The sequence below is a fragment of the Corynebacterium amycolatum SK46 genome, from assembly GCF_000173655.1.
Taxonomy (GTDB): Bacteria; Actinomycetota; Actinomycetes; order Mycobacteriales; family Mycobacteriaceae; genus Corynebacterium; species Corynebacterium amycolatum_A.
Genome location: NZ_ABZU01000036.1, coordinates 1 through 3,874, shown reverse-complemented (window position 1 = coordinate 3,874; position 3,874 = coordinate 1). Strand labels below are relative to the sequence as shown.

The 3,874-nt window shown below is 53.7% G+C and carries 4 protein-coding genes; 3 read left to right on the top strand and 1 reads right to left on the bottom strand.

Annotated elements, in window-relative coordinates:
* The 3 genes from CORAM0001_RS10765 to CORAM0001_RS10755 all read left to right on the top strand — a co-directional run.
* Positions 1-458: sensor histidine kinase (locus CORAM0001_RS10765; protein ID WP_040362008.1), on the top strand; the 458-nt coding region annotated here is incomplete at its 5' end.
* A complete protein-coding gene (locus CORAM0001_RS10760) occupies positions 455-1,051 on the top strand; it encodes a response regulator transcription factor (protein ID WP_005512043.1) in 597 nt (198 codons plus the stop codon). The genes CORAM0001_RS10765 and CORAM0001_RS10760, both read left to right, overlap by 4 nt.
* A gap of 80 nt (positions 1,052-1,131) precedes the next feature.
* Positions 1,132-1,839 (top strand): hypothetical protein, encoded by a 708-nt coding sequence (locus CORAM0001_RS10755; protein ID WP_005512042.1) that lies wholly within the window; start codon positions 1,132-1,134, stop codon positions 1,837-1,839.
* Here the strand turns inward: CORAM0001_RS10755 and mprF are convergent.
* Positions 1,832-3,874, bottom strand: a 2,043-nt coding sequence (gene mprF, locus CORAM0001_RS10750) for a bifunctional lysylphosphatidylglycerol flippase/synthetase MprF (RefSeq protein WP_157752560.1), incomplete at its 5' end; no start/stop codon positions are given. The genes CORAM0001_RS10755 and mprF overlap by 8 nt on opposite strands.

Genomic DNA, 3,874 nt, shown 5'->3' with positions numbered 1-3,874 from the left:
ACATTGAGGCTTCGCTTCCCGACGATTCCAGCGGTGTAACCACCAATGCGAAACTCTTCTCCTGGGTGATTCGCGAGGCCACCACCAATATCATTCGGCATTCTGAGGCGGAGAATGTCTCAATCGAACTCACACCATCCAGCGTGGAAATCATCGACGATGGCATCGGCTTCGACATTTCCGACCTAGGCTGCGATTCCTCCGCGGCTACCACGGGCGAAGGCCAAACTGTCGCCGCTGGTGGATTGGCTGGGCTGAAGCAGCGTGTCCAGGATGCTGGCGGTGACCTCATTATCGAGTCCGCACCAGGTCGCGGCACTCGCCTTGTGGCCACGATGACGCAGTCACGCTTGCAGCGCTCGCACCGCTCCCACCACGCGGGCCGTTCATCCACCACAAGCTCCAAAAACCACCTCACTGACACAACCGTCACCGAATATGCGCGGGAGAATAGATGATTCGCGTTCTCATAGCTGATGATCAGCACCTAGTTCGAGGGGCTTTAAAGGCTCTACTGGAAACCGAACCGGACTTGGACATCGTGGCTGAAGCCGCCGACGGCATTGAAACAACGCAAAAAGTCACCGAGCAGGACGTCGATGTCGCGCTTATTGACATCGAAATGCCGCGCCTCAACGGCATTGACACCATCGCGAAAATTTCTGACCACTGCCGCTGCCTCGTCGTTACTACTTTTGCTCGCCCCGGCTACCTCAAACGCGCACTTCAGGCCGGTGCCAGCGGATTCCTGGCAAAGGACACGCCTCCTGAGCAGCTCGCAGAAGCTATTCGACGCATCCACTCCGACCTCCGAGTCATCGATCCGGCCTTGGCCGAGGCCTCACTTTTCACGGCCGACTCTCCCCTGACCGACCGCGAAGTCGAGATCGCTCGACTGATTCTCCAAGGCGCTGATACGGGCACAATCGCCGGCCAGCTCTTCATTGCCAAGGGCACGGTGCGCAATCAGGTGTCGTCAATTATCACGAAGACGAATACCTCAAACCGCGTCGAGGCCGCGAAAACTGCTCGCGACAATGGTTGGCTCTAGAAAACAGGTCGAAATACCGCCCTGATTTTCATCGAATCGTTATTACTTTCATAGTGCGAAAACTCCCTACTGCCCACTGCGTGACGCCTACGAACACCCACCACACCTTTGCTTCACGACGTGCACTCATCGCCGGTATCCTCGCCACAATCGCATTGACCTTCACCGCCTGCTCTCAAAACGACGGCGCAGTAACTAGCCAATCGGCAGCTGACACCGCCACCATGACTCAGACTGACGGCAACGCATCAAACGCAAGCTCAGAGAATAGGCCGAACCCAACCGGCTCAAACTCTGATGCTGGCGGCAGCAATAACGGTGGCGCTGCCGGAAACTCCGACGACACCTCCGACGATGCAAATTCTTCCGAGACGGCCCCATCACAAAATGGTGGACAAACCAATGGGGATACGGAAACCACGTCTTCGTCGTCAAGCGAAAATGCAGACATCGGCCAGGCGATGAGGGACATCATCTACAGCAACTCGTCGCCGGGGACCACGTTTACCGGGGGCGAGGAGATGACTGTTTGCGTGTATGGCGATGGTTACCGCACGAATCTGGTCGTTGCCGGTCCGAATACCAGCTGTGAGTTTGCCACCGAGGTCTTCCATCAGCAGACCGACGGTCTCAACGCCACCGCTGATAACATTCGCGATAATTTGAAGCCGAATATTCAGGCAACGAGCCCTGCGACCGGCCAGACCTACGATGTCAGCTGCGGCACGCAGGGCGATGGTGTCGTGGCGTGCAGCGGCGGAAACGACGCACGGATTTATATCAATTAGCGTTGATTGCCATTTCGGGAGCAGGCATTTCGTCTTCACTCGTTGACAGCGCAATTGCTGAATACTGCCCTGGCCGATTGATCAGTTTCGACAGACTTGCGGTAATGGCAGGCAACGATTTCACATCGGTGTAGGTCAAGTACCGAGACTTCCATACAGGCTTGAACTTCTCCTTGTAATTGCGCAGCCCGCGGAAGTTATAAATCCGTCCACCGTAGTTGTACACCAAATAGATCGTTTTTTCGCTGAGCCTAGAATGCGGTCGGGCACCTGTGTTTGACATTGGTGCCATGCCAAAATTGAACTCGGTATATCCATGGTTCTTTGCCCACTCCATCAGATTCACGAAAATGCCATCCATCACGCCATCTGGCGCATCGGGGCGAATGCGCATCAAATCCACCGACGCAACGCTTAACCCCTGCGGCATTAGCGATGCGAACCCTTCAATACGATCTGAGTCTGCCGATCGGACTATGGCAATCGGTGCACGAGATAGATAATTCTCGTCGAAGAAGCCGAGAGAAAAACTCATTTCTGTGCGCTTTCCGAGCCACGCCTGCGATGCATCTCGCAATTCCGTAATGAGGTCTGGACTGTACGGTGCTTCGACAATTTCAAAAGTACAAGCGGAGCTTTCCAACTTGTTGTGCATGCGCCGGAAGGTCTTGCCCTTACTACCGACTCTCGTGAAGCCAGAAATATCAACCGTCGCATCTTCACCTAATTTGACCAGGCTCATCCCCTCATTGACGCACCGCGCCAAATGCTCTTCGCCCACTTCATAGAATGCGACGGAACACTGAAAGGTGTCTGCATAATCAATAAAGTCCGCGAATAATTGATTGAAAGAATCCGGGTCGCCAAATGGGTCACCGAGTGCAATCAATGTCGTACCCTGCGGGCGATACAACAGTGCTGCTCTATCCGCACCATTTCGCTTATCGACGGTAAAGAAGACCTGCTTGTCGCCTAGGTAATATAGGTGCGAGAAAGCATTTCCACCCCATTTTGCAATCAGCTTCTCGAAACGACGTGTCTGCTCTTCGCATGGCTCCTCAAACTCTGGAGCGCGGCAACGAGAAAACAATACCGCAATTGCCACTGCGCAGGCGAGCATTACGTAGAAAAGAATCATGGGCCAGTGGGTATTGGCATGATGGGATGGTGCGGGTACATTGACCACCTTGTTTACCCGAAGCGCATGCCAACTCGAAAGCACGATTGGAATAGCAATCGCCAGAGCTGCCGTCGGCACGAAACTACTCCACTTTAATGGGAGTGGATCTCGGTCAAAGGCACTGCGCGATGCAAATAGTGCTAGTGCAAAGACCCCGAGATAAATAGCCTCTTCATAGTCGATTCCGCGGGCTAAACAAGCAACAGCTGCCACACCGAGCAAGACCAAGACCAGCTGGTAACAACGCCTAACTCGCTGGTTAATCCCGCGCGCCAAGATAAGCAACATGACTGCGGTAAATAACACTGTCAAGTGCGATGCCTTCCGCACAGTACTTGGCAAAACCTCTTGGATGATTTGAATACGAGAGGCGATTTCAGGTGTTAGCGCTGAGATAAAGAGCAGGAGGCTAGAAAAAACGGTTACTAAAGCCAGCACCCGCGCCATGACACGGTGCGGAAAATCGGACTCGAGTTCTTTCACGCTGTCGGCGACCCACACGACCGTGGCCAACAGCCACGGAACGATGTAATAGAAAACGCGATACAGTACCAGCCCAAGCAAAACTTGATTAGTGTCGAGGCCAAGTTTGGCGCACAGTGCAATCACCGTGAGGTCGAAGCTACCGGCACCCGCGGGCAGGAAAGATAGCAATCCGGCCAAAGTCGCGGTTGCAAAAATAAAGATAGCAATTGGAAATGAGAAATCCGGTGTGAAGACACGAACACATGCCCAGAAAAATAGCCCAGCTGCGGCCCAATCGATAACAGAGGCGCCGAGAAGATTCCACTTTTCGCGCATTCCTATCTGCGCAAACGTCGTTTTTCTTAAATCGATCACCCCAAGTTTCAATGG

What these genes read in the sequence shown, in the direction of transcription:
- CORAM0001_RS10760 (WP_005512043.1), top strand. Translation starts at nt 455, where the DNA reads ATGATTCGCGTTCTCATAGCTGATGATCAGCACCTAGTTCGAGGGGCT.